Source organism: Microbacterium terrae (assembly GCF_017831975.1).
Classification (GTDB): Bacteria; Actinomycetota; Actinomycetes; order Actinomycetales; family Microbacteriaceae; genus Microbacterium; species Microbacterium terrae.
The window spans coordinates 1,399,625-1,422,933 of record NZ_JAFDSS010000001.1 but is presented as its reverse complement, the minus strand read 5'-3'; the positions used below and the strand labels follow the sequence as shown (position 1 = coordinate 1,422,933).

18 protein-coding genes, 1 tRNA gene and 1 other RNA gene are annotated in these 23,309 nt (G+C 70.1%); 8 read left to right on the top strand and 12 right to left on the bottom strand.

Features of this window, described 5'->3' with window-relative positions; genetic code table 11:
* Window positions 1-18 precede the first annotated feature (18 nt).
* The 3 genes from JOD63_RS06585 to JOD63_RS06575 form a co-directional block, all read right to left on the bottom strand.
* Window positions 19-714: a coenzyme F420-0:L-glutamate ligase gene (locus JOD63_RS06585; RefSeq protein WP_045276826.1), complete on the bottom strand. Its 696-nt coding sequence runs from the start codon at window positions 712-714 to the stop codon at window positions 19-21.
* A complete protein-coding gene (locus JOD63_RS06580; RefSeq protein ID WP_045276825.1) occupies window positions 711-2,039 on the bottom strand; it encodes an RNA polymerase sigma factor in 1,329 nt (442 codons plus the stop codon). The genes JOD63_RS06585 and JOD63_RS06580 overlap by 4 nt, the downstream gene beginning before the upstream one ends.
* 220 nt (window positions 2,040-2,259) lie before the next feature.
* On the bottom strand, window positions 2,260-3,180 hold the full coding sequence (locus JOD63_RS06575; protein WP_045276824.1) for a proteasome assembly chaperone family protein: 921 nt from the start codon (window positions 3,178-3,180) through the stop codon (window positions 2,260-2,262).
* Between the two features lie 85 nt (window positions 3,181-3,265).
* Here JOD63_RS06575 and JOD63_RS06570 point away from each other — a divergent pair, with 85 nt between their 5' ends.
* The 3 genes from JOD63_RS06570 to sucB all read left to right on the top strand — a co-directional run bounded on the left by JOD63_RS06570 (window position 3,266) and on the right by sucB (window position 7,900).
* Window positions 3,266-4,744, top strand: a complete 1,479-nt coding sequence (locus JOD63_RS06570) for a leucyl aminopeptidase (RefSeq protein WP_045276823.1) — start codon at window positions 3,266-3,268, stop codon at window positions 4,742-4,744.
* Window positions 4,741-6,114 (top strand): dihydrolipoyl dehydrogenase, encoded by a 1,374-nt coding sequence (gene lpdA, locus JOD63_RS06565; RefSeq protein WP_045276822.1) that lies wholly within the window; start codon window positions 4,741-4,743, stop codon window positions 6,112-6,114. Before JOD63_RS06570 ends, lpdA begins: the two co-directional genes overlap by 4 nt.
* A 64-nt stretch (window positions 6,115-6,178) precedes the next feature.
* Window positions 6,179-7,900, top strand: a complete 1,722-nt coding sequence (gene sucB / locus JOD63_RS06560) for a 2-oxoglutarate dehydrogenase, E2 component, dihydrolipoamide succinyltransferase (RefSeq protein WP_045276821.1) — start codon at window positions 6,179-6,181, stop codon at window positions 7,898-7,900.
* Between the two features lie 17 nt (window positions 7,901-7,917).
* Here the strand turns inward: sucB and JOD63_RS06555 are convergent, their stop codons facing one another.
* On the bottom strand, window positions 7,918-9,276 hold the full coding sequence (locus tag JOD63_RS06555; protein WP_045276820.1) for a hypothetical protein: 1,359 nt from the start codon (window positions 9,274-9,276) through the stop codon (window positions 7,918-7,920).
* 119 nt (window positions 9,277-9,395) lie between these two features.
* Here JOD63_RS06555 and JOD63_RS06550 point away from each other — a divergent pair, with 119 nt between their 5' ends.
* Window positions 9,396-10,106 carry a DUF4191 family protein gene (locus tag JOD63_RS06550; protein WP_045276819.1) on the top strand — a complete coding sequence of 237 codons (711 nt, stop codon included), beginning with the start codon at window positions 9,396-9,398 and terminating at the stop codon, window positions 10,104-10,106.
* Between the two features lie 24 nt (window positions 10,107-10,130).
* Here the strand turns inward: JOD63_RS06550 and JOD63_RS06545 are convergent, their stop codons facing one another.
* Window positions 10,131-10,553: an RDD family protein gene (locus tag JOD63_RS06545; RefSeq protein ID WP_045276818.1), complete on the bottom strand. Its 423-nt coding sequence runs from the start codon at window positions 10,551-10,553 to the stop codon at window positions 10,131-10,133.
* Between the two features lie 102 nt (window positions 10,554-10,655).
* Between JOD63_RS06545 and glnA the strand changes: the two genes are divergently transcribed.
* Window positions 10,656-12,080, top strand: a complete 1,425-nt coding sequence (gene glnA, locus JOD63_RS06540; RefSeq protein WP_045276817.1) for a type I glutamate--ammonia ligase — start codon at window positions 10,656-10,658, stop codon at window positions 12,078-12,080.
* Between the two features lie 99 nt (window positions 12,081-12,179).
* Here glnA and JOD63_RS06535 read toward each other — a convergent pair whose 3' ends face one another.
* The 3 genes from JOD63_RS06535 to JOD63_RS06525 all read right to left on the bottom strand — a co-directional run bounded on the left by JOD63_RS06535 (window position 12,180) and on the right by JOD63_RS06525 (window position 16,829).
* Window positions 12,180-15,182: a bifunctional [glutamine synthetase] adenylyltransferase/[glutamine synthetase]-adenylyl-L-tyrosine phosphorylase gene (locus JOD63_RS06535; RefSeq protein WP_045276816.1), complete on the bottom strand. Its 3,003-nt coding sequence runs from the start codon at window positions 15,180-15,182 to the stop codon at window positions 12,180-12,182.
* A 12-nt stretch (window positions 15,183-15,194) separates the two neighbouring features.
* A complete protein-coding gene (locus JOD63_RS06530; RefSeq protein ID WP_045276815.1) occupies window positions 15,195-16,532 on the bottom strand; it encodes a glutamine synthetase family protein in 1,338 nt (445 codons plus the stop codon).
* Between the two features lie 72 nt (window positions 16,533-16,604).
* Entirely contained in the window at window positions 16,605-16,829 is a 225-nt protein-coding gene (locus JOD63_RS06525; RefSeq protein WP_045276814.1) for a hypothetical protein, read from the bottom strand.
* Window positions 16,830-16,903: 74 nt separating this feature from the next.
* Here JOD63_RS06525 and ppgK point away from each other — a divergent pair, with 74 nt between their 5' ends.
* Window positions 16,904-17,665, top strand: coding sequence for a polyphosphate--glucose phosphotransferase (gene ppgK / locus JOD63_RS06520; RefSeq protein ID WP_045276813.1), 762 nt, complete (start codon window positions 16,904-16,906; stop codon window positions 17,663-17,665).
* A gap of 23 nt (window positions 17,666-17,688) precedes the next feature.
* On the opposite strand, the gene rnpB is transcribed toward ppgK, so the two are convergent.
* An RNA gene (gene rnpB, locus JOD63_RS06515) (RNase P RNA component class A) lies at window positions 17,689-18,049 on the bottom strand.
* Window positions 18,050-18,194: 145 nt separating this feature from the next.
* Between rnpB and JOD63_RS06510 the strand changes: the two genes are divergently transcribed.
* Both JOD63_RS06510 and JOD63_RS18190 read left to right on the top strand, forming a co-directional pair.
* Window positions 18,195-18,869: an LPXTG cell wall anchor domain-containing protein gene (locus JOD63_RS06510; RefSeq protein ID WP_045276812.1), complete on the top strand. Its 675-nt coding sequence runs from the start codon at window positions 18,195-18,197 to the stop codon at window positions 18,867-18,869.
* The gene (locus tag JOD63_RS18190) at window positions 18,866-20,641 is read left to right on the top strand and encodes a DUF4012 domain-containing protein (RefSeq protein ID WP_045276811.1); all 1,776 of its coding nucleotides are present in this window, start codon (window positions 18,866-18,868) and stop codon (window positions 20,639-20,641) included. Before JOD63_RS06510 ends, JOD63_RS18190 begins: the two co-directional genes overlap by 4 nt.
* Window positions 20,642-20,645: 4 nt before the next feature.
* Here JOD63_RS18190 and JOD63_RS06500 read toward each other — a convergent pair whose 3' ends face one another.
* From JOD63_RS06500 to JOD63_RS06490, 3 genes are all read right to left on the bottom strand, one after another.
* A complete protein-coding gene (locus JOD63_RS06500; RefSeq protein ID WP_045276810.1) occupies window positions 20,646-22,370 on the bottom strand; it encodes a bifunctional 3'-5' exonuclease/DNA polymerase in 1,725 nt (574 codons plus the stop codon).
* Window positions 22,371-22,388: 18 nt separating this feature from the next.
* Window positions 22,389-23,120 (bottom strand): zinc ribbon domain-containing protein, encoded by a 732-nt coding sequence (locus JOD63_RS18185; RefSeq protein WP_045276809.1) that lies wholly within the window; start codon window positions 23,118-23,120, stop codon window positions 22,389-22,391.
* Between the two features lie 37 nt (window positions 23,121-23,157).
* Window positions 23,158-23,230, bottom strand: a tRNA-Val gene (locus JOD63_RS06490).
* Window positions 23,231-23,309 lie beyond the last annotated feature (79 nt).

Below are 23,309 nucleotides of genomic sequence, written 5' to 3'. Positions count from 1 at the left end.
CGTTTCGCTGAGTCGAGGTCAGGCCCGGCGGACGATGCCGAGCGGCGTCGACTGGTGGCCCTGGCCCAGCGGATTGTCGCTCAGGATCGTGACCAGGCGCTTCTCGGCTGCCTTGTCGAGCGTCGAGCCGAGGATGTTCCCGCCGAGGTCGTTGATGTCGACGACCGCCACCTCGGGGACGCCGCGCAGGAGCGACTTGAGGTGCGCCGCGACTTCGCGCGGACGCTCGGGGCCGAGCACGACCGCCTTGTTGTACGGCGGGATGGTGCCGCTCGTGGGCCCGTCGATGGCACGCGCCTTGTCGCCCGCGATGCGGTAGAAGTCGCCCTTGCGGCCGAAGAGCTTCGTCACCGCCGAGACGGCGGCAGCGAACAGGATCCGCGGTGTGCCGCACTCGCGCAGCGCCATCTCCATCGTCTCGGGCATGCCGAGTCCGATGCCGTACGGCGTGCGGGTCACGTACTTCGAGAGGAACAGGGCGAGGCGGCGCGGTGCGATGTCTTCGACGAGGTACGAACGGCCCTGGGTGATCGCCACGATCTTCTCGGTCACGAACAGCAGGTCGCCGTCGCGCACGAGGTCGGCGGCGTACTCCCGGATGAATCCGTCGAGGTCGTCGCCCGGCATCACGACACGCGTGCGGATCGGGATGCGGGCGAACGAGGATCCCTCGATCTGGACGGTGAGCGCCTTGCCTGCGTTCGCCTCGCTCACTCGAGGTAGTCCCGCAGCGACTGCGAGCGGCTCGGGTGACGCAGCTTCGCCATGGTCTTCGACTCGATCTGACGGATCCGCTCGCGCGTGACGCCGAAGGTGTCGCCGATCTGGTCGAGCGTCTTGGGCTGGCCGTCGCCGAGGCCGAAGCGCATGCGGATCACGCCCGCCTCACGCTCGCTGAGCGAGTCGAGGAGCGACTCGAGCTGACGCTGGAGCATCGTGAAGCCGACCGCGTCGGCCGGGACGACCGCCTCGGTGTCCTCGATGAGGTCGCCGAACTCGCTGTCGCCGTCTTCGCCGAGGGGCGTGTGCAGCGAGATGGGCTCGCGCCCGTACTTCTGCACCTCGATGACCTTCTCGGGGGTCATGTCGAGCTCACGGCTCAGCTCTTCGGGCGTGGGCTCGCGGCCGAGGTCCTGCAGCATCTGGCGCTGGACGCGGGCGAGCTTGTTGATGACCTCGACCATGTGCACCGGGATGCGGATCGTGCGGGCCTGGTCGGCCATCGCACGGGTGATCGCCTGGCGGATCCACCACGTCGCGTAGGTCGAGAACTTGAAGCCCTTGGTGTAGTCGAACTTCTCGACCGCGCGGATGAGGCCGAGGTTGCCCTCCTGGATGAGGTCCAGGAACTGCATGCCGCGACCGGTGTAGCGCTTGGCGAGCGAGACGACCAGACGCAGGTTCGCGCCGAGCAGGTGGCTCTTCGCACGCTGTCCGTCACGGGCGACCCACTGCAGGTCGAGGCCGAGCTGCGAGGTCTTCTCGGCAGCAGACATGTGCGACAGCTTCTCCTCGGCGAACAGACCCGCCTCGATGCGCATCGCCAGTTCGACCTCTTCGGCCGCGTTGAGCAGCGGCACCTTGCCGATCTGCTTCAGATAGTCCTTGACCGGGTCGGCGGTGGCGCCGGTGATCTGGGTCGAGTAGACCGGGACGTCCTCGTCGTCGTTCGACGAGATGACGATCGCGCCCGTGGGAAGCGGCTCGGTGAACGCCGGCTTGGTGCTCTCCTCGTCGTCCTCGTCGTCGCCCGCGTCTTCGCCGGCCTTGTCGCCCGGCTTGGTCGCAGAGGGGGCGTCTTCGGCCGCGGTCTCATCGAGGTCGGCGTCGTCTTCGATCTCGACGTCGTCTTCGAGCTCGTCGTCGGCCTTCTTCGACGTCTTGGCGCGCGTCGCCTTGGCGGGGGCCTTCTTGGCCGGGGCCTTGGCGGCGGTCTTGGTCGCGGCGGCCTTGGCGGCCGGCTTCGCGGGGGTGGTCTCGTCGACGTCGGTGTCCTTCGCCGCCTTCGACCGAGCGGTGGTTTTCGTGGCTGGAGTCACGGTGAGCCTTTCACCGAGGGTCGGCTGGCGCACGCCCCCGGTCGTCTTCGGACACTAGTATGACCCTTGTCAAGTCCCCGGACTCGCGTGATGCACGCGGAGAACGGTTTGACAACGGGTCAGAGTGTCTATTCTCTCATACCTGCGGCGCGGCATCGGAACGAGCCGCTGCGACGCGCCGCACCCCTGTGTCAACACCGGCGGGGCGGCGCGAATTCCGTCAGACGCCGCGCTTGTCCTCGTCGCCGGGATGCGATGCGAGGAAACGCTCCAGCTCGGCGGCGAGCTCGTCCGCGCTCGGCAGATCGCCGGTGTGCACCATCGCGGTGGCCTGCGTGGAGCCGGCCATGTAGGAGTCGTAGCGCTCCTCCAGGCCGTGCACCATCTGCGAAAGCTCATCGCTGCCCGCGACCTGCTCGCCGACCTTCTCGAGGTAGTCGCGGTTCTCGTCGCGCAGATCGTCGCCCGAGAACACCAGGCCCGTGGCGACCGCGATGCTGTCGAGCGCGGCCAGCGCAGCCGCCGGGTACTCCGTATCGGCCAGATAGTGCGGGATGAGCAGCACGAATCCGGCGACGAGCGCGCCCGACGCGGCGAAGCGGTATTCGAGCAGGTGCCCGGCGGTCGAGGGAACCTGGGTGTGCGGCTTCCACACCGAGTGCGCGGCTGTCAGGTCGTTCCGCGTGCCGCTGACGGTGGTGCCGATCGGGCGGGTGTGCGGCACCGGCATCGGGATCGCATGCACCCAGGTGACGGTGCTCACCGCGTAGAGCTCGGCGAGTTCGAGCACTGCTGCCGAGAACCCGTCCCACGCGAAGTCCGGCTCGTACCCGGTGAGGGCGAGGAACGGCTGGCCGAGCGAGTCGTGCGCGAACGACAGTTCGAGGCGCGGCGGCCGGTAGTCGGTGAGGTGATCCTCTTCGAACGACACGATCGGGCGGCGCGCCCGGTAGTCGAGCAGCACATCGTTCGCGAAGACGGCGACCGGGGTGGGATCGAGGTCGTCGCGCAGATAGTCGACGATCTGGCTCACGGCGCTGCCGGCATCGGTGAACCCGGTCAGAGCGATCACGAGCGGCAGGCCGCGCGGGATCGGCGGCGCCGAGGCGGCTCGTTCGTACAGCTGGCCGGAGATGGGCATGCTCCCATGCTACGAGTCGCCGCCCCTCGAGGATCCGACCCTGTCTCGCTCAGAGCGAACAACGCGGGTACCTAGGATGGAGCACATGTCGCTTCCCGACCTCGAATACCGCACATCCCCTGTCCGAGAGTCCGACGCCGACGCGATCCTCCTCGCCCTCCCTCCGCTCGACGACGGCGTCGCTGAGGTCCTGGCCGACTGGCCCGGAGTGCGCGCATCGCTCGAGGCGACCGGCTTCACCGGCGCCGCCGGATCGATGCAGCGGGTCTACGCCCCGGAGAGCACCGATCGGCCGCTCGCAGTCGTCGGCACCGGTGCAGCCCCCACCGCGGCGGGCCTGCGCGATGCCGTCGGCGCAGCCGCGCGCACCCTCGTCGGGTTCCCCACGATCGCGGTGGCGGCACCGGCGGCGGATGCCGCGCTCTGGCCCGCGATCGCCGAGGGTGCAGCGCTGGGCGGCTACCGGTTCGACGGCTACAAGTCGGAGGCGCCCAAGTCGCGCGCCGGAACGTTCGTCGTGCACGGCAGCGCAGACGCCGACGAGACGGCGCTCACCCGCGCGCGTGTCGTCGCCGACGCGGTCGCGCTCGTCAAGGACCTCGTGGCGGTCCCGGCCGAATGGCTCGGTCCCGCCGACCTCGCCGCACGCGCGGTCGAGTCCGTCGTCGACCTGCCCGTCACCGTCGAGATCCTCGACGAGACGGCGCTCGCGGAGGGCGGCTACGGCGGCATCCTCGGCGTCGGTCAGGGATCCGCCCGCCCGCCCCGACTCGTGCGCCTCGAGTACTCCCCCGCCGACGCCGAGCGCCATGTCGCCGTCGTCGGCAAGGGCATCACCTTCGACACGGGCGGGCTCTCGCTGAAGCCGGCGTCGTCGATGGTCGGAATGAAGTACGACATGTGCGGTGCTGCAGTGGCACTCGCCGTGGTGCGCGCGGCCGCAGCCGTCGGCGCGCCGGTCAAGGTGAGTGCCTGGCTCTGCCTCGCCGACAACATGCCCTCCGGCAGCGCCATCCGACCCGGCGATGTGCTGCGCACGCTCGACGGCACGAGCGTCGAGGTGCTCAACACCGACGCCGAAGGCCGTCTGGTGATGGCTGACGGGCTGGTCGCGGCCAGTCGCGAGCATCCCGATCTCCTCGTCGACGTCGCGACGCTCACCGGCGCGATCACCGTGGCGCTCGGCACGCGTCACATCGGCGTCATGGGTGCCGATGACGCCGTCGCGGAGTACCTCGCGGCGGCGGAGGGCGCGGGTGAGCCCGCCTGGCGCCTGCCGCTCCCCGACCACATGGTCGACGAACTCGACTCCCCGATCGCCGACCTCCAGAACGCGAAGATCGGCGACCCCGCCGGCGGGGCGCTGTTCGCCGGGCTCTTCCTCCGCCACTTCGTCGGGCGCACCGGCGAAGCCGCCGACGCTCCGCGCATCCCGTGGGTGCACCTCGACATCGCCGGAGCCGGCATGAACAAGGGCGCTCCGTACGGCTACACCGACAAGGGCGCGACCGCCGCGAGCGTGCGCAGCCTCATCGACATGATCGCTCCGGGAGGTGCGCGATGACGGACCACTCCTTCGACCTCGTCGTCCTGGGCGGCGGCAGCGGCGGCTACGCTGCGGCGCTGCGCGCTGCGGAGCTCGGCAAGAGCGTCGCCATCATCGAGAAGGACAAGGTCGGCGGCACCTGCCTGCATCGCGGGTGCATCCCCACCAAGGCGCTGCTGCATGCCGCCGAGGTCGCAGAGGCGACGAAGGATGCCGCATCCGTCGGCATCCGCGCGACCTTCGACGGCATCGACGTCGCCGGCGTCCGCGCTTACCGCGAGGGGATCGTCGCCAAGAAGTACAAAGGTCTCGAAGGGCTCGTCAAGGCCCGGGGCATCACCGTCGTCGCAGGCGAGGGGCGGCTCGAGGCCGGTCCCGCGGTGCGTGTCGGCGACGACCTCTATCGCGGCGCCGACGTCGTGCTCGCCACCGGCTCGTACAGCCGCAGCCTTCCGGGTCTGGAGATCGGCGGCCGCATCCTCACCAGCGAGCAGGCGCTCGAACTCGACGAGGTGCCCCGCTCGGTGCTCATCCTCGGCGGCGGCGTGATCGGCGTCGAGTTCGCGAGCGTCTGGCGCTCGTTCGGAGCGGACGTCACGATCATCGAGGCGCTCGACCACCTGGTGCCCAATGAGGACATCGCGCTGTCGAAGGGCCTCGAGCGCGCCTTCCGTCGCCGCGGGATCGGATACAGCCTGGGCGTGCGGTTCCAGTCGGCGGCCCAGACGGCCGACGCGGTCTCCGTCACGCTCGAGAACGGCACGACCCTCGAGGCCGACTACCTCCTCGTCGCGGTCGGCCGCGGCCCGGCGACCGCCGGCATGGGGTTCGAGGAAGCGGGCGTCGCGATCGAGCGCGGGTTCGTCGTCACCGACGATCGCCTGCGCACCGGCGTCGAGCACGTCTGGGCCGCGGGCGACATCGTCGCCGGGCTCCAGCTCGCGCACCGAGGCTTCCAGCAGGGCATCTTCGTCGCCGAGGAGATCGCGGGACTCCACCCCGTCGTCGTCGCCGACGCGCAGATCCCGCGCGTGACGTACAGCAGCCCCGAAGTGGCATCCGTCGGCCTCACCGAGGCTCAGGCCGTCGCGACGCACGGCGCCGAGGCCGTCACCGCGTACGAGTACAACCTGGCCGGCAACGGCAAGAGCGAGATCATCGGCACCGCGGGCACCGTGAAGGTGGTGCGCGTCGCGGACGGCCCGGTCGTCGGGGTGCACCTTCTCGGCGATCGCGTCGGCGAGCTCATCACCGAGGGGCAGCTCGCGGTGGTCTGGGAAGCCCACCCCGAAGACATCGCACCTTTCATCCACGCACATCCCACACAGAGCGAGGCCCTGGGTGAGGCCTTCCTCGCGCTCGCGGGCAAACCGCTGCACGCGCTCTGACACCCGATGCCCGCGGGCATCACTAAGCTAGAACGACATCAGGCATCCTGAAGGAGACAAGTCAATGAGCACTTCCGTCGTCCTCCCCGCGCTCGGAGAGAGCGTCACCGAGGGAACGGTCACCCGCTGGCTGAAGAATGTCGGCGATACGGTACAGGCCGACGAGGGGCTGCTGGAGATCTCCACAGACAAGGTCGACACCGAGATCCCGTCGCCGGTGAGCGGGGTCATCGAAGAGATCCTCGTCCAGGAGGACGAGACGGTCGAGGTCGGCGCCATTCTCGCGAAGATCGGCGACGGCTCGGGTGCGCCCGCGTCCGACGACGCCCCCGAGGCCGCGCCCGCAGAGGCATCAGCCGCCCCCGCAGAAGAGGCTCCCGCAGCCGAGGCACCTGCCGCTGAGGCGCCCGCTGCCGAGGCGCCCGCGACCGAGGCGGCCCCTGCCGCACCGGCGTCGGGCGGCAAGGAGGTCGTCCTCCCCGAACTCGGTGAGAGCGTCACCGAGGGCACCGTGACCCGGTGGCTCAAGCAGATCGGCGACGAGGTCGCCGTCGACGAGCCGCTTCTCGAGATCTCGACCGACAAGGTCGACACCGAGATCCCGTCGCCGTTCGCCGGCGTGCTGCAGGAGATCCTCGTTCCCGAGGACGAGACCGTCGCGGTCGGCAGCGCGCTCGCCCGCATCGGCGAAGCCGGTGCCGCCGCTCCCGCGGAAGCCGCACCTGCGCAGCCTGCTCCCGCAGCTGCTGAGCCCGCTCCGGCACCCGCCGCAGCTGCGCCCGCCGCGGCTGCCCCCGCGCCGGCTGGGGCCCCCGCAGCACCGGCACCTGCCGCGGCCCCGGCGCCCGCCGCCGGACCGGCTCTCACCGGAGACGACGACGTCGCGTACGTCACGCCGCTGGTGCGTCGTCTCGCTCAGCAGCAGAACGTCGATCTCGCGTCCGTCACGGGCACCGGCGTGGGTGGTCGCATCCGCAAGGAAGACGTGCTCAAGGCCGCTGAGGCGGCTGCTGCTCCGGCTGCCGCCGCCCCGGCTGCCGCCGCTGCTCCGGCTCCGCTCGAGGTGTCCGCACTGCGCGGGACCACTCAGCCCATGTCGCGCCTGCGCAAGGTGATCGCCGAGCGTGCGGTCGCCTCGATGCAGGCGACGGCGCAGCTGACCACGGTCGTCGAGGTCGACGTCACCAAGCTCGCGGCGTTCCGCGACGCGGTGAAGGGCGACTTCCAGGCGAAGACGGGCGACAAGCTGTCGTTCCTGCCGTTCTTCGCGGTCGCGGCGGTCGAGGCGCTCCAGGCGTTCCCGATCATCAACGCGACGGTCGACGGCACCGACATCGTGTACCCGGCGACGGAGAACATCTCGATCGCCGTCGACACCGAGCGCGGTCTGCTCACGCCCGTCGTGAAGAGCGCAGCCGGCAAGAACCTCGCGCAGTTCGCTCGCGAGATCGCCGACCTGGCTGCACGCACCCGCGACAACAAGCTGACTCCCGACGAGCTGGCCGGCGGAACCTTCACGCTCACCAACACGGGGTCGCGCGGCGCGCTGTTCGACACCCCGATCGTGTTCCTTCCGCAGTCGGCGATCCTCGGCCTCGGCGCCGTTGTGAAGAAGCCGGGCATCGTCTCGGTCGACGGCAAGGACGCGATCTCGGTCCGTTCGTACGTCTACCTCGCGCTGTCGTACGACCACCGCATCATCGACGGTGCCGACGCGGCCCGCTTCCTCGGTGCGGTCAAGGCCCGTCTCGAGGCTGCACAGTTCGAGGCGCAGCTGGGGTACTGACCCCCGGCGCCCTGCGCTCATGGCTGCTGCGCGATGTCATAGACGTCGCGCAGCAGCCATTCTGCGTCCCGGCGCTCGATGACGACGATCTGATCCGTCAGGTCGCCGTCGGCGGGAGTCGCGCGCAGCACGATCACGCCCCCCAGGTCGTCGAGAAGCGTGAGGGAGAGCTCCTCCGCGGGCAGGTCGATCGCGCCCGGGGCGATGACTGCGTCGGGGCGCGCGAGCAGCGCCGCGACGCAGCCCGAGTCCGTGCACTCGCGATGCCGGTCGAGAAGCTCCTCCGCGGCGCCCACGGCGTCATCGGTGGCGCCGCCGTCATCCGACTCCGTCCCCTGGTCACGTGCATCCGACGATCGCGCCCCATCACCCGCGGAATCCGCACCGGAAGCACCTGAGGAGTCGGTGTCGGCATTCCTGTCGCTCGACGGCATCGCGGTGGGTGTCGTGGTGGAACCCGCTGCGTTCCCCGCGGATGCGGCCACCGCCTCGGTGTCGGTGGAACCGTCGCCGGTGGGCCAGAGCAGGCCACCGACGAGCACGACGGCGGCAGCCGCGGCTCCGAGCATCAGTGGCGCGCGTCGCGGAGCTCGCGTCCTGCGGAGGCGCCGCCACGCGTCGTGCATCGCCTTCGACACCGCGTCGGCGAGGTCTGCGTCGACGTGTCTCAGCAGACGGGCCATCAGCGTGTCGGGCGCGGTGTCCTCGACCACCGCGCCCCGCGAGTTCGCGTGATCGGACGCGGGCACCGGTGAGCCCGGGACGATGGTCGCGAGCTGTGCGGGCTCGCAGAGCGCGAAGATCTCCGCCTCGGCGGCGTCGAGATCCGCGTCGGCGAGCCGTGGCTCGCTCAGGAGGGACCGCACGACGTCCCACACCCGGGCGACGACTCCCCCGCCCTCCCCGGCCGCGGTGAGCGAGACGCACGCGTCGCGCAGCGGTGCGTCGCCGGCGCCGAGCGCGAACACCGGGCGCCCGTCGTCGGTGAGCCACCACTGGCCATGCGGGTTCTCGATGCCGCGGCAGTCGTCGACGGCGCGCACCATGCTGATCGCCAGGGTGACCGCCTCGCCATCGGTGAGGGACACGCGCGCGCGTCGCCGGCGCTCCAGGAAGTCCGAGACGCGTTCCACACACACGGACATGACCGCACAGTGCCCCGTGCCCTCTCGGGAGACGTCGTCCGCCGAAAGGAGGTGTCCGCCGGGCGCGGCATCCCATCCCGGCCAGCCGGGCGGGAGAACGCCGCAGTCGACGAGGATCCGCCCTCCGCCCGAGGGCAGCCACACCAGCAGACCCGGCCACGGCGCCTCCCCGGCCACGATGCGCCGCACGGGCCGGTAGACGCCGTGCAGGAGATCGGATCGCTCATCCACCCCGCCACGATCGCACCGCCCGAATCGGCGCCGAGCGCCCGCTCGAGCCCCTGGGGAGTCGCGGCCCGCGTGCGGTCCTGTGGAGGAACGGACGGGCGGCGGAAGGTAGGCTGTTGGCCATGTCTTCACGCAGTACCGTGCCGGAGAAGCGCCCCGGCTTCTTCTCGCAGCTTCGCACCCTCTACACCTTCACGCAGAAGGAATTCCGGTGGCTGCCGTTCCTCCTCGCGGGTGTGCTGCTGCTCGGCGTCGCCGCAGGTGTGTCGGCCGGCCTGTTCATCCCGCCCGCAGCGGTGTGGAGCGTCATCCTCTGGGGAATCACCGGCCTCATGCTCGGTGTGCTCGCGTCGCTCATGACGATGACGCGTCTGTCGACGAACGCGATGTACCGCCGCATCGACGGCATGCCCGGTGCGACCGGGCACGTGATGTCGACCTCGCTCGGCCGCAAGTGGCAGTCGAGCGAGATGCCGGTGGGAATCAACCCCAAGACGCAGGAGGCCGTGTACCGTGCGGTCGGCCGCGGCGGTGTCGTGATCGTCGGCGAGGGCGCCCGCGGACGGCTGACGCGGCTCATCAACGACGAGAAGATGAAGGTCCAGCGCGTCGCGTCCGGCGTGCCGGTCACAGTTCTGTACGTCGGTCACGGCGACGACGAGGTGACGATCGCCAAGCTCGCCCCGACGATCAAGTCGCTGCCGAAGTCGATCGACCGCACCACCATGGCCGCCGTCATCAAGCGCATCGACTCGGTCTCGCAGTCGGTGACGTCGCTTCCGATCCCCAAGGGCGTCGACCCCACCAAGGCGCGGGCCCCCCGCCCGCGCTGACGGATGCCGTGCTGCTGCGCCCGCTCAGGCGCGCAGCAGCACCGTTCCGGCGGCCTTGTCGTGGAGTCCGCGCTGATCGGCGTCCCAGATGACCGCCGGGATGACGACCACGAGAAGCGCTGTGCGGACGACCGGGCGCCACAGGCCCACCCAGGCCCCGTCGACCCTCACGAGCCGCAGTCCGAAGATGCGGTGCCCCGGGCTGCCCTGCAGCGTCGGGATGAAGACGATCTGGATCGCGGCGAAGATCGCGAGGATCGCCATCGGATCCCAGCCGAAGAAGCCCGAGATCAGATAGGCCGCGCCGTAGTCGACGAAGAGCGCACCGATGCGCCGGCCGATGCGAGCGATCGAGCCGCTCCCCTCCCGCGGCAGTCCGAGTCGTTCGCCGGGGTGGTCGGGGGCATCATGCGTCACGGTTCCAGCGTAACCAGGGCCGTGTAACATGCCGGAAACATAGGTGTCACTGGCGGGCAATCCCCTCCCGATACCGTGCAGGTCAAGCCCGCGTTCGCGCGGCCATCCCGATGCCCTACCTCTGGAGTCTTCATGTTCAAAGATTCATCCGAGGTGCTGAAGTTCATCAAGGACGAGGACGTCAAGTTCCTCGACATCCGTTTCACGGACCTTCCTGGCGTGCAGCAGCACTTCAACATTCCGGCCTCGACCGTCGATGAAGAGTTCTTCACGGTCGGCCAGCTGTTCGACGGCTCCTCGATCCGAGGGTTCGCGAACATCCACGAGTCGGACATGCAGCTCATCCCGGACGTGTCGACGGCGTACCTCGACCAGTTCCGCGAGGCCAAGACGCTGGTGATGATCTTCGACATCTACAACCCGCGCAACGGCGAGATCTACGCCAAGGACCCGCGTCAGGTCGCCAAGAAGGCGGAGAAGTACCTCGCCTCCACCGGCATCGCCGACACCGCGTTCTTCGCGCCCGAGGCGGAGTTCTACATCTTCGACGACGTCCGCTACGAAGTGAAGCAGAACTCCAGCTTCTACTCGGTCGACTCCGAAGAGGGCGCCTGGAACACGGCCCGCGCCGAAGAGGGCGGCAACCTCGCCAACAAGACCCCCTACAAGGGCGGCTACTTCCCGGTCTCGCCCGTCGACAAGACGGCCGACCTGCGCGATGACATCAGCCTGAAGCTCATCGAGGCGGGTCTGATCCTCGAGCGCGCTCACCACGAGGTGGGCACGGGCGGTCAGCAGGAGATCAACTACCGCTTCGACACGATGGTGCACGCGGCCGACGACATCCTGAAGTTCAAGTACATCGTCAAGAACACCGCCGAGCAGTGGGGCAAGGTCGCGACCTTCATGCCCAAGCCGCTCTTCGGAGACAACGGCTCGGGCATGCACACCCACCAGTCGCTGTGGCTCGACGGCGAACCGCTCTTCTACGACGAGAAGGGCTACGGCGGTCTGAGCGACACCGCACGTTGGTACATCGGCGGCCTGCTCGCGCACGCCCCCGCGGTGCTCGCGTTCACCAACCCGACGCTGAACTCCTACAAGCGCCTGGTCAAGGGCTACGAGGCTCCGGTCAACCTGGTCTACTCGGCCGGCAACCGCTCGGCTGCCATCCGCATCCCGATCACCGGTTCGAACCCCAAGGCGAAGCGCATCGAGTTCCGCGCTCCCGACGCCTCGGGCAACCCGTACCTCGCATTCGCCGCGCAGATGATGGCCGGCCTCGACGGCATCAAGAACCGCATCGAGCCGCACGAGCCGGTCGACAAGGACCTCTACGAGCTGCCGCCCGAGGAGGCCAAGAACATCCCTCAGGTGCCCAACTCGCTCCTCGACTCGCTCGAGGCGCTGCGCGCCGACCACGAGTTCCTGCTCGCGGGCAACGTGTTCACGCCCGAGCTCATCGAGACGTGGATCGAGTACAAGATCGAGAACGAGATCAAGCCGCTCGCGGCGCGTCCTCACCCGTTCGAGTTCGAGCTGTACTTCGGCGTCTGAGACTGGTTCCAGCAGCAGAACGGCCCCGGGAGCGATCCCGGGGCCGTTCTGTCGTCTTGTCGTCGAGGATGCCGTCGCGGCAGCACGCCGCGCGACGGGTCAGCCGTAGAAGAGCTTCTCGAACACGCGCCGTGCGCGACGCGTCGTGCCGAAGTAGTCCTCTTCGACCTGCGTGGCCGATCGCGGCGGATACTCGAGCAGACGCCCGATGCCGTCGAGGCGCTGGCGGTCGGCGGGCAGCACGTCGCTGGTCTGTCCCGACAGGAGCGTGTTGGCCGAACGGAGCCGGCTCGCCAGGCGCCACGCCTCGGCAAGGCGCTCCGTCGCGGCGGTCGAGACGAGCCCGGCAGCCTCTGCCGCGCGGAGGGCCCCGATCGTCGAGGTGGTGCGCAGTTCGGGCACCCGGTGCGCGTGCTGCAGCTGGATCAGCTGCACGAGCCACTCGACGTCACTGAGCGAACCCGGGCCGAGCTTGAGGTGGCGTGACGGGTCGACGCCCTGCGGAAGCCGCTCGTTCTCGACGCGAGCCTTGATCCGCTTGATCTCGCGCAGACCCTGCGGGTCGGCCGCGGCGGGGTAGCGCACCTCGTCGGCGAGCTCCATGAAGGCGCCGATGAGCTTGGTGCTGCCGGCGACTCCGCGAGCCCGCAACAGGGCCTGCGCCTCCCACGAGAGCGACCATCGGCGGTAATACTCGGCGTACGACTCGAGCGAACGCGCGATGGGACCGTTGCGACCCTCGGGACGCAGATCGGCGTCGAGGTCGAGGGGCACGCGATGGTCCTCGCTGTGCTTTCGCAGTTCGGCCACGAGCTTCGTCGCGAGTTCGTGCGCCCGCTGCGGGGCGACGCCGTTCGCACGGTAGACGTACAGGACGTCGGCATCCGAACCGAAACCCAGTTCACGGCCGCCGAACCTGCCCATCCCGATCACCGAGAAGTCGATGGCGTCGTCCTCCGGAGGGACGACCTCGCGGCGCACGGCCCGCAGTGTCGCCTGGATGGTGACGTCGGTGATGGTCGTGAGCGCCTCCGCGAGCTCTTCGATGGTGAGGGTGCCCACGAGGGCGGCCATGGCGGTGCGCAGCAGCTCACGACGGCGCAGAGCCCGCACCGCACGCATGGCGTCGGTCACCGTCGCATGCCGGGTCTGGATGGCGCGAGCCTCCTCCTGCAGGGCGACTCCCGACCGCGGGCGCACGAGGTCGGAGTCGTCCAGCCAGGCGGCGGACTCGGGGATCCACTCCATCAGCTCCCCCGCATAGCGGGAGCCCGAGAGCACGTGGGTGAGGCTCTCCGCGGCGCCCGACGAGTCGCGCAGCATCCGCAGGAACCAGTGCGTGTCGCCGAGGCGCTCGCTCAGGCGGCGGAACGCGAGCAGGCCGTAGTCGGGGTCGACCCCGTCGGCGAACCAGCGGATCATCACCGGCATGAGATGACGCTGGATTGTCGCTTTGCGGCTGAGGCCGCTCGTCAGCGCAGCGATGTGCCGGAGGGCGCCGGCAGGATCGCGGAATCCGATGGCCGCGAGCCGGTCGTGCGCCTGTTCGGTCGAGAGCGCACGCTCCTCGGCGGGCAGCGCAGCGACCGCGGAGAGTAGCGGGCGGTAGAACAGGCGCACGTGGATCTCGCGGACCTCGCGCTTGACCGACTCCCACACCTGCCAGATCTGCTCGCCCGTGTCGGCGAGCAGCGTCGCACGCGCCAGCACGCGCAGCTCCTCGGGCCGAGAGGGCATGAGGTGGGTGCGGCGCAGGTGCCGCAGCTGCACCCGGTGCTCGAGGAGCCTCAGCACCCGATAGTCGCGCGCGAAGACGGCGGCGTCGCTGCGGCCGATGTACCCCTGGTCGACGAGCGAGTCCAGCGCGGCAAGCGTTCCGCGCTGACGGATGCGGTCGTCGGAGAGCCCATGCACGAGCTGCAGCAGCTGCACCGTGAACTCGATGTCGCGGATGCCGCCCGGGCCGAGCTTGAGCTGGTACGGGACGTCCTCCGCAGGGATGTGCTCGGTCACCCTCTCGCGCATGCGCTGGACGCTGTCGACGAAGTTCTCGCGGGCCGCGCTCGTCCACACCTTCGGCTGCACCGCCGCGACGTACGCCTCCCCCAGTGCAGTGTCACCGGCGATCGGCCGCGCCTTGAGCAGGGCCTGGAACTCCCAGCTCTTCGCCCACCGCTCGTAGTAGGCCAGGTGCGAGTCGAGCGTGCGGACCAGGGCGCCCTGCTTGCCCTCCGGGCGCAGATTGGCGTCGACCTCCCAGAGGGGAGGCTCGATCTCGACGCCTGAGATGCCGCGCATCGTCTGCACCGCCAGCCGCGTTGCGATGTCGACGACCCGACTCTCTCCGATGTCGTCGATGAGAGCCGGAGCGGCGCCCGCGACGAAGATCACGTCGACGTCGCTGACGTAGTTGAGTTCGCGTGCCCCGGTCTTGCCCATCCCGATGATCGCGAGGTGCGCACCGGCGACCTGGTCACGCGGAAAGAGCCCGGCGCCGGCGGCACCGCCCGACACCCGGGTGCGGGCGACGGCCAGGGATGCCTCCAGAGCCGCCCCGGCGGCGTCGGCGAGGCGCGCGGCGACGTCGGCCACTGCGTCGACCGGTGACGCGTGCAGCAGATCGTACGCCGCGATCAGCGCCAGCTGGCGCCGGTAGCGCACGCGCAGCGCGACCCACGCACTCTCCGATCCGTCGGATGCGAAGCCCTCTTCGGCGCCGACGGATTCGAGGAGGGAGGCGCGCATCTCGGCCTCGGACGGAAGGGCGACGCCGCCACCCGCGATCGGCGCGAGCTCCTCCGGGTGTCGGAGGAAGAAGTCGGCGAACCCCGTCGATGCGCCCAGCAGCGCCCACAGCACGCGGCGCCCCTGCGGGAGCGCTGCGATGGCGCGGAGCGCGACCGGGTCGCGCCGCGCGATGCGCGCGACGGCGCCGAGGGCGGCATCCGGATCAGCCGCCTCGGCGACACCGTCGAGCAGGACGTCGGCCTCGATGCCGCCGTCGCGCTTGATCTCATCGAGGAGGTCGGCGACCACGGCGAGGTCGCCGAAGCCCAGGCGTGCCAGGCGGGTCAGGGAGGCGGAGCGTTCGGGTGCGGACATGCGCAGACCCGATCAGAGCATCTCGAGGTTGCTCTTCAGCTCGTAGTCCGTGACCTGCGAACGGTACTCCTGCCACTCGCGGCGCTTGTTCAGGAGGACGTAGTTGAACACCTGCTCGCCGAGGGTCTCGGCGACGAGTTCGGACTCCTCCATGAACTCGAGCGCGTGGTCGAGGCTCGCCGGGAGCGGGGCGTAGCCGAGCGCGCGACGCTCCGCGTCGGTGAGCGACCACACGTTGTCCTCTGCCTCGAGCGGAAGCTCGTACTCCTCCTCGATGCCCTTGAGGCCGGCTGCGAGCAGCAGGGCGTAGGCGAGGTAGGGGTTCGCAGCGGAATCGAGGCCGCGGTATTCGACCCGCGAGGACTGCCCCTTGTTCGGCTTGTACATGGGCACGCGCACGAGCGCAGAGCGGTTGTTGTGGCCCCAGCAGTTGAAGCTCGGGGCCTCGTCGCCGCCCCACATGCGCTTGTACGAGTTGACGAACTGGTTGGTCACCGCCGACATCTCGTTCGCGTGCCGCAGGAGGCCCGCGATGAAGTGGCGGCCGACCTTGGAGAGCTGGTACTGGGCGCCCTCCTCGTAGAAGGCGTTCACGTCGCCCTCGAACAGCGACATGTGGGTGTGCATGCCGCTGCCGGGCTTGCCGGTCATCGGCTTCGGCATGAAGGTGGCGTAGACGCCCTGCTCGATCGCCACCTCTTTGATGACGGTGCGGAAAGTCATGATGTTGTCGGCCGTCGCCAGGGCGTCGGCGTACCGCAGATCGATCTCGTTCTGCCCGGGGCCGCCCTCGTGGTGGCTGAACTCCACGGAGATGCCGAGGTCTTCGAGCATCCGCACCGACCGTCGGCGGAAGTCGTGCGCCGTGCCGCCGGGGACGTTGTCGAAGTATCCGGCCGAGTCGACGGGCTCCGGGCCGTCCGGACCGAACGACGAAGACTTGAGCAGGTAGAACTCGATCTCGGGATGCGTGTAGAACGTGAACCCCGCATCGGCGGCCTTCGCGAGGGAGCGCTTGAGGACGTGACGGGGGTCGGCGACCGCCGGCTGTCCGTCAGGAGTCGTGATGTCGCAGAACATCCGCGCAGTCGGGTCGATCTCTCCGCGCCACGGCAGGATCTGGAACGTGGTGGGGTCGGGGTGAGCCAACAGGTCCGACTCGTAGGAGCGCGTGAGGCCTTCGATCGCCGAGCCGTCGAAGCCCAGGCCTTCGCCGAACGCGCCCTCGACCTCGGCGGGTGCGATGGCGACCGACTTGAGCGTGCCGATCACGTCGGTGAACCAGAGGCGCACGAACTTCACGCCGCGCTCCTCGATCGTCCTCAGAACGAAGTCCCGCTGCTTGTCCATCGCATCCTCTCCGGTGCCACTCCGACGTCGGTGCCGGTCGCGCGCCAAGGGCGCGTCCCAGCCCTTGCCAGACTAGTGCGAGCCAGGCGTCCCGCCCGACACATCCGTGCCCCAGGAGTCGTCTCGGGCGTCGTCCTCGGCCCACGCGCGTGAGCGCTCCTTCATCCGCTGCGGGGCGGCAGCCGCCTCTTCCGGGGTGTCGAACGGGCCGGCGCGGTCGACCGACGGCGACTCGAACCCCTTCTCCACGGCTCCGGTGCGGAGGTTGTACCAGTACTTCTCGCTGTCGTGGGTCATCGCCGCTCCTCGCTCTGGCCTCGATCCTAGCGAGGCTCCCCCGGGGGCGCGCCGGCGATCGATAGAGTGACGGCATGGCAGCTGAGGCGACGCGCGCAGTCGGAGTGGACATCGGGGGCACCGGGATCAAGGCCGGGATCGTCGATCTCGAACAGGGAGTGCTTGCGAGCGACCGGGTCAAGGTCGCGACGCCCCCCGGCGCCGAGCCGAAGGACGTGCTCGCAGCCGTCACCGAGGTGCTCACCACGCTCGGCGTGGCGGATGAGCCGATCCCGCTCGGGGTCGCCTTCCCCGCGATCGTGAAGGGCGGGCGGACCCTCTCCGCAGCCAACGTCTCCGACAAGTGGATCGGCTTCGGGGCCGAGCGCTTCTTCGAGGACGGCCTCGGTCGCGACATCCACTTCGCCAACGATGCGGATGTCGCGGGTGTGGCCGAGCTGCGCTACGGCGCCGCGAAGGGGAAGTCAGGACTCACGATCCTCACGACCCTCGGCACGGGGATCGGCTCCGCGCTGATCTACGACGGCGTCGTGATCCCCAATTCGGAGCTCGGTCACGTGCAGCGGGCCAAGCACGGCAAGGATGCCGAGGCCTACGCCGCCTACTCGGCGATGGAGCGCGAGGGTCTGGACTGGAAGCACTGGGCGAAGCGGCTGCAGTGGTACTACGGCCACATCGAGTTCCTCTTCAGCCCGGATCTGTTCATCGTCGGCGGAGGCGTCTCCAAGCACGCCGACCAGTTCCTGCCGCTGCTCGATCTGAAGACTCCGATCGTCCCGGCGGTGCACCGCAACAACGCCGGCATCATCGGCGCCGCCGCGCTCGCGCTCGGCTGACGCCTACGTCGGTTCCGAGAGGGCGAATGGGCCGGCCTGTACGCCGGGTTCTGTCCGGGGGCGAGTGCCCCGTGGACGGTCATCTCTCTCGGCGACACGTTGCCGTGCCGCTCCAGCGGCCTACCCGAGGACTCGGCGAGCCGCGTCAGCATCCTCTGTCTGGCCTTGCTCCGGGCGAGGTTTACCGTGCGGGTCGTGTCACCACGACCCCGGTGGTCTCTTACACCACCCTTTCACCCTTACCGCGGCCGAGGCTGCGGCGGTCTGCTCTCTGTGGCACTGTCTCGCGGATCACTCCGGGTGGGTGTTACCCACCGCCCTGCCCTGTGGAGCCCGGACGTTCCTCGGCGCGGTATCCCGCGACGCGACCGTCCAGCCGACCCATTCGCGTGGTTCATGCTAGCCTGCGAATCTGCAATCTCGCCGTGCCGCCCTCGCCCGAGTCGGCTTCACGGGGTATCCTGTAATCCACGCGCACCGATGGGGGTCGAGTGTGCGCCTTGAGAGCCTTTGGGGAGGCTGATTCGCAATGCGCAAGACTCTGTTCGCGGCCGCTGCTGCCGCCGCTGTGATCCTGTTCGCTCCCGTGGCATCCGCGACGGCGCTCGTCCCGATGGACGACACGGACTCCGGCTACACGCCGGACGAACCCACCGATCCGACGCTCGCGGGGTCGACCGCCGTCGGCGAGTGCGACGGCGATGTCCCATGGATCTCGTACGCCGTGGAGATGACCGATCCCGACGACCAGTCGACCGGCAACTTCGCGCGCCTCATCCTCACGGATACGACCAACTCGGCCAACACGACGACCATCGACCTCGGTGAGCTCGTCGACGGCGAGCTCAGCGGGCGCATCCTCTGGCCGGGTGCTTCGGTCGACGCTCAGGGCAATCCGACGGGCTGGCCCGGGTGGGCGTTCGAGAACGGCCAGTGGGTCGAGACCGACGGCAACTTCGCGTGGACCCGCGGCAGCATCGACGCTCGGATCGAGGTCAACCCCGAGCTCGACGTTGCGCTCTCGTACCCGCCCGCGACGCCGGTGTGTGTGACCGGCCCGCGCGACCCGGGTGAGGACCCCGAGGGCAACCTGCCCGCGACGGGACTCAGCGCGAGCATGCTTCCCGTCGCCGCCGTGGGTGGTGTCCTCGCCCTCGCGGGCGCCGGCGTGATCCTCGCTCGTCGGCGACGCGCGCAGCGGTGAGCGTCGCCGACGGCGAGGCGGCAGCGCCTCGCCGGTCGCGACGTCTCACGATCTGGCTCGTCATCGGCGGAGTCGTGCTCGCCCTAGTCGCCGCGGCCGCCTGGGTAGGCATCCGCGGGCTGATGGTGAAGGACGAACTGGAGAGGCTTCTCCCGGTCGCCGGGCAGGTGCGCGGCGCCGCCGAGATCGGCGACATCGCGGCGCTCCGCTCGTCTGTCGATGAGCTGGCCGACGGCTCCGCGCGGGCGGCGGGCCTCACCAGCGACCCGGTCTGGCGTGTCGCCGAGTGGATCCCGGGCGTCGGCGTGAACCTGACGGCGGTCCGGCTCACCTCCCGCACGCTGGATGAGGTGGCGCAACCCGCGTCGGAGCTGCTCACGACACTCGCTGCCGCGGAAGCGATGACGTCCGAGGGTCTCGACGTCGGACTCCTCCGTTCGATCGGTGGTCCGGTGGTCTCCCTCGCAGACGCGCTCGAGCGCGGGCAGACCGACATGGCGGACGTCGATCCGGAGATGCTGATCCCGCAGCTGCGTTCGGGATTCTCCGAACTGACGAGGATCGTGGGCGACGCCGCTCCGGTGGCAGGCACAGCCGCGAGCGCGGTGTCGGTGCTGCCCGGGATGCTCGGCGAGGATGGACCGCGGTCGATCCTGCTCATGCTCCAGAACAACGCCGAGCTCCGCACCGGCGGGGGCATCACCGGCACGTTCGCGCTGCTCCACGCCGACGCCGGAGACATCGCCATGGGAGAACTCGTCGACTCGAGCAGGTTCCAGCCGACGGTCGAACCGATCCTGCCCGTCCCCGAGAGCACGGTCGAGCTGTACGGCGAGACGGTCGGCACGTATGTGCAGAACACCTCGATGACGCCGGACTTCGCCCTCACCGCCGACCTCGCGCGGGAGTGGTGGTCGACGGTCTCCGACGAGGTCCCTGATGCGGTCGTGAGCATCGACCCCACCGTGATCGCGGCGCTGCTCGCCGCGACCGGTCCGGTGACCCTCGACGACGGTTCGCAGCTGACCACCGACAACGCCGTCGAGAGACTTCTCATCGAGCCCTACCTGACGTACGACGTCGAAGAGCAGACGGCCTATCAGCGGGAGCTGACGGGGCGGATCGTCGAGCATGTGCTGTCCACGCCCGTGGACGTCATGACGTGGATGCAGGTGCTGCTGGGGCCGATCGAGGAGGGGCGCATCTCGGCGTGGAGCGCGATCGCTGATGAGCAGGACTCGCTGGACGACGGCCCGCTCGGCGGTCCGGTGTCGCGCCATGCGCAGGCGGGCGACAACTCCTTCGCCGTCTACCTCAACGATGCGACTGCGGGGAAGATGGGGTCGCTCCTCGATGTGACCTTCTCGGCAGGCACGATCTCGTGCCGATCCGACGGGCTCATCGAAACCGTGATCGGCGTGGATCTGGGCAGCAGAGTGACTCCCGAGATGGCCGCCGAACTCCCGTGGTGGATCACCGGCGGTGGCATCGTCGGCGTGCCCATCGGCGACATCGCGACCAACGTGACGGTCGCGGGGCCCGCTGACGCGTTCGCGGGCGGGGTCACGGTCGACGGGGAGCGGGTCGTCTCGACGGACGTGGAGGACAACGGCTTCCCGTCGAGCGCCGCTCGGATGACGGTCTCGCCCGGAGAGACCCTGCACGCGGAGTTCCGCTTCGTGCACGAGGCGGCGTCCGACGACCTCCACGTCCTGCACACCCCACTGTTCGGCGACGCGCAGTACGAGGCGCTCTCCCCGACCTGCGGGTGACCGCTCAGCCTTTCGAGGCGGTGGCGTCGATGCGGATGTCGAGCGGGAAGTCGATGGGGAAGTCACCGAACAGGATGCGTGCCGCCTGAGCCGCCGCATCCGTCACGGCACGAGCTGCCGCATCCGCATGCTCGCGCGGGGTGTGCACGATGACCTCGTCGTGGAGGAAGAACGCGACGTGAGGATGCCGCGCGAACGCCGGCCCGGAGTGCACGGCGGGTGAGGCCGAGACCGGCGGCAGGGCGGCGAGCCGCGTGCGCAGCTCTGCCAGCCAGCACAGCGCCCACTCGGCAGCGGTGCCCTGCACCACGAAGTTGCGCGTGAACCGGCCGCGATCGCGGGCATGGCGCCGCGCGCGGTCGACATCGGCGCTCGTCGTCTCGACCTGCGACGCGCGCGACTGCATCTCGCGCCACCCGTCGGACGGCGGGGGTGACGAGCGGCCCAGCCAGGTCGATACCACTCCCCCGTCTTCGCCGATCCGGGCAGCCTCGTCGACGAGCCCCATCGCGCGCGGGTAGGCGCGGCGCAGCCGGGGCACCAGGCGACCGCTCTGACCGCTCGTGGCGCCGTACATCGCGCCGAGCATGGCGATCTTCGCATCCGCGCGATCGGCGATCGCACCGCCCTCGACGATGCCGGCGTAGAGGTCGCGGCCGCGCGCCGCAGCGACCAGCGCGGAATCCGACGACATCGCGGCGAGCACCCGCGGCTCGAGCTGTGCGACGTCGGCGACGACGAGCGTCCACCCCTCGTCGGCGCGCACCGCCGCGCGCAGTTGTCGCGGCAGCTGGAGCGCGCCGCCGCCCGACGACGCCCAGCGGCCGGTCACGACACCGCCCGGCACGTAGACGGGGCGGAAGCGTCCATCGTGCACCCATTCCGCGAGCCACGCCCAGCCGTTCGCCGACTGCAGCCGGGCGAGCTTCTTGTACTCGAGGAGCGGCTCGATCACCGGATGCCGCTGCTCGGCGAGCTCCCACCTGCTGGTGGACTCGACCAGGACGCCCGCGCGGTGAAGCGCACGCAGCAGCTTCGGCTGCGAATCGATGCTCAGTGACGGATCGCCCAGCGCCGCCCGGACGCGTGCGGCCGCTGCCGCCACGTGCGCGGGCGTTCCGCCGGCGGAGCGCTCACCGAGCGTGCGGGTGAGGATGCGGTCGTGCTCGGCTGCGTCCCAGGGCAGGCCCGCGGCGCGCATCTCGCTCGCGATGAGCGCGCCGGCGGACTCTGCGGCAAGGAGGAGGCGGAGCCGCGACGGCTCGGTGCTCGAGGCCACGGCGTCGCGCTGGCGGACGAATTCGGACTCCGCCGCGGCGATGTCGCTCGGCGGACCATCCGCCGACGCTTCGTCGTCGAGATCGAACAGCGTCGCGGTGGCCGGGCCCGACTCGACAGCCGGCGCAGCATCCCATGCGGTGGATCGCCGCACCTCGGCGGCCGAGTCGACCGAGGCCGCCCACCGGAGGATGGCGTGGGCCAGGCGCAGGTCATGGCATCGGGCGACACGCACCCCTGCGGCGAGGAGCGGCTCGTACCAACCGGGGGTGTCTCCCCAGACCCAGCGGGGCGCGGCGCTCGCCTCGATCTCACGCACCCGGCCGGGGAGCGCCGTCAGGGCGATGCGCTCACGCCGCACCTCCGCGCCGTCGGCGTCGAGGTGCACCGCGACGGCATCGCCGGCCGATCGGCCGAGGACGACCCAGCTTGCGGTGTCAGTGACGTCCATGACGGACGCCCGCGACGTTCACAGTCCGGACTCGCCGTCCCGGACCAGGATGCATCCGCACTCCGGGCAGTTCACGATGACCTCGTCCTCGGTGCGCCGGAGCATCTGCAGGTCTGTGCCGGAGAGCACCATGCGGCATCCTTCGCACGTGCCGCGCCGCAGGAACGCGGCGCCGGCGCTGCGCTGAGCGAGCCGGTCGTACATCGCCAGCAGTTCGGCGGGCAGCGCCGATGCGACGGCTGCGCGGTCCCGCGTGGCCGCGTCGACGGCCGCGGTCGCTTCGGCCACGATGCGCTTCGCCTCGGCGCTCAGCTCCGCACCCTCGCCGTTGGTCTTCGCGATGAGCGCCTCCTGCTCCGCCACCGCAGCGTCCGCCGTCTCGATGCGCTCCATGAGCTCGAGCTCGGTGTCTTCGAGGTCGCTCTTGCGCCGCGCGAGGGCGGCCAGCTCGCTCTCGAGGCTCTGCGCCTCCTTCGGGTTGGTGGATGCGGCCAGGCGTCCGGCGTCGCGTGCCGTGCGGGCGTCGACGACGGCCACATCGGACTCGAGGCGCGACAGCTCGGTGCGGAGGTCGTCGCGCGCACCGAGGCGGGTCGTCAGCTCCTGCGAGAGCTCCTGCCGGGCCGCGATCAGCTCCCTCACACGCGCGGCCTGCGGCGGGTTCTTGCGGGCGTTGTCCGCGTTGCGGATGCGGGCGTCGAGAGCGGCGACCTCGACGAGGCGGCTCTGGTCTGCAGGGCTGGCGTTCACGGATCAAACCTACCCCGACGGGACGGCGGCTATGCGGTGGGCCCTGCCGGGATCGAACCGACGACATCCACGGTGTAAACGTGGCGCTCTACCAGCTGAGCTAAAGGCCCTGACCCCTTCAGTCTAGGAGCAAACCCGGTGCGGGCATCCGTCGGCGCGAGCGGCATCCGGCGGTCCCGCGAATCTGTA

What these genes read in the sequence shown, in the direction of transcription:
- JOD63_RS06525 (WP_045276814.1), bottom strand. Translation starts at nt 16,829, where the DNA reads ATGACCCACGACAGCGAGAAGTACTGGTACAACCTCCGCACCGGAGCC.
- JOD63_RS06530 (WP_045276815.1), bottom strand. Translation starts at nt 16,532, where the DNA reads ATGGACAAGCAGCGGGACTTCGTTCTGAGGACGATCGAGGAGCGCGGC.
- JOD63_RS06500 (WP_045276810.1), bottom strand. Translation starts at nt 22,370, where the DNA reads ATGGACGTCACTGACACCGCAAGCTGGGTCGTCCTCGGCCGATCGGCC.
- sucB (WP_045276821.1), top strand. Translation starts at nt 6,179, where the DNA reads ATGAGCACTTCCGTCGTCCTCCCCGCGCTCGGAGAGAGCGTCACCGAG.
- JOD63_RS06535 (WP_045276816.1), bottom strand. Translation starts at nt 15,182, where the DNA reads ATGTCCGCACCCGAACGCTCCGCCTCCCTGACCCGCCTGGCACGCCTG.
- JOD63_RS06550 (WP_045276819.1), top strand. Translation starts at nt 9,396, where the DNA reads ATGTCTTCACGCAGTACCGTGCCGGAGAAGCGCCCCGGCTTCTTCTCG.
- glnA (WP_045276817.1), top strand. Translation starts at nt 10,656, where the DNA reads ATGTTCAAAGATTCATCCGAGGTGCTGAAGTTCATCAAGGACGAGGAC.
- JOD63_RS06570 (WP_045276823.1), top strand. Translation starts at nt 3,266, where the DNA reads ATGTCGCTTCCCGACCTCGAATACCGCACATCCCCTGTCCGAGAGTCC.
- ppgK (WP_045276813.1), top strand. Translation starts at nt 16,904, where the DNA reads ATGGCAGCTGAGGCGACGCGCGCAGTCGGAGTGGACATCGGGGGCACC.
- lpdA (WP_045276822.1), top strand. Translation starts at nt 4,741, where the DNA reads ATGACGGACCACTCCTTCGACCTCGTCGTCCTGGGCGGCGGCAGCGGC.
- JOD63_RS06575 (WP_045276824.1), bottom strand. Translation starts at nt 3,180, where the DNA reads ATGCCCATCTCCGGCCAGCTGTACGAACGAGCCGCCTCGGCGCCGCCG.
- JOD63_RS06545 (WP_045276818.1), bottom strand. Translation starts at nt 10,553, where the DNA reads ATGTTACACGGCCCTGGTTACGCTGGAACCGTGACGCATGATGCCCCC.
- JOD63_RS06510 (WP_045276812.1), top strand. Translation starts at nt 18,195, where the DNA reads ATGCGCAAGACTCTGTTCGCGGCCGCTGCTGCCGCCGCTGTGATCCTG.